At 56.2% G+C, this 1,227-nt stretch carries 1 protein-coding gene and 1 pseudogene; both read left to right on the plus strand.

Going from position 1 to position 1,227, the window contains the following annotated elements:
- Window positions 1–928: pseudogene (locus WH50_RS26495) on the plus strand (hypothetical protein); the annotation flags it as partial.
- Entirely contained in the window at window positions 912–1,127 is a 216-nt protein-coding gene (locus WH50_RS25170; RefSeq protein ID WP_133251434.1) for a hypothetical protein, read from the plus strand. The pseudogene WH50_RS26495 and the gene WH50_RS25170, both read left to right, overlap by 17 nt.
- The last annotated feature ends 100 nt before the right edge of the window (window positions 1,128–1,227 follow it).

Below are 1,227 nucleotides of genomic sequence, written 5' to 3' on the forward strand. Positions count from 1 at the left end.
CCCGGAGCATACCTACCCCCTGGCCGACGCCCCCTTCGGCGGCTTTGCCCTCGGCGGGCGCAGTGACCCGCGCACTGGCATCCCCAATCAGTTTCTGGATGAAGAGATCAATGCCTGCGCCTATACCGACCTTGGCACCCCCGATAAACCCGATGCCGATGCCCACTGGCATCTTCGTCAGGACAATATCGACTCCCCCTTTAGGATTGATCACGAAAAACTCCGGGCCGGGTCATTAGGCAAATACACCGGTGCCTTTACCCATATTTTTGCTTTGGGCTATATGGGAAAAATTATTTTTTGGCTGTTTTTTGTAGTGGCAATAGCGCTTACTGCAAGTGAAATAAATAATCATGATTTGGAGTCAGCTATTGCTTATGCAAAAACGGGCTTTACAATGGCCGCCGCCGCCGCCGCCGTATGGAAAGGCTGTGACTTTATTCTGGCCCGCAGTGCCCAAAAAATGGGCTCCGATACCCGGCCAGTATTTGAACTCTGCCGCCGTACCGGCCAGGTTCGGCTATGGCATAAAACCGAACGGCGTATAGAGCACGACATTCCTTTCACCGAGATGGCCCCCATTGTGGAAGCCATGTACAGCCCCACCCATAATCAATACCGCTTAAAACTGGTCAAACCCGGTACCGATATTAAAGTGGATCTCTCCCAGATGACCGGCGTCAGCTCCAGCAAAGGCGACATTGAACGCATGTGGGCTTTTATTCAGCAATATATGGATGTCAGCCTGCCGCTGGCCGATGTGCCTGCCTTTGAACCCTTCCGCTCTATTGACCCCACCACCGCCGCCTACGACCGCCATACCCAGCGCAACCCGCGCTATTGGCGCGATATGGATGATCAGCTCTACAAAGACGTTATCCGCCTGCTGCGGCAAGAGCAGTACCAGCTGTTTGATCACAGTGCCTGACCACTATCACGACGGGGCCGGGCCAGCCCATCGCCACTGGCCCGGCCACCTGCGCCCCACCATGAACACAACCGGCCAGCCCTTCTGGCTCGATGGCGGCGAGAAGGGCGATGCCGAAGCGCAACCGGAGCGCAGCAGCGATAACCTCAGCCTGTTGAGTACCCTTATTCACTCCCTGAAAAACGGCGGCCTGTTATGAGCCATACCCTGACCCCCCATGCCCTGCCCCCTCAGGAGCAAAGCGACTACCACTATGCCGATACTGCCTACCGCTTTGACCCGGAGCATACCTACCCCCT

Source organism: Pokkaliibacter plantistimulans (assembly GCF_003194385.1).
Lineage (GTDB): Bacteria > Pseudomonadota > Gammaproteobacteria > Pseudomonadales > Balneatricaceae > Pokkaliibacter > Pokkaliibacter plantistimulans.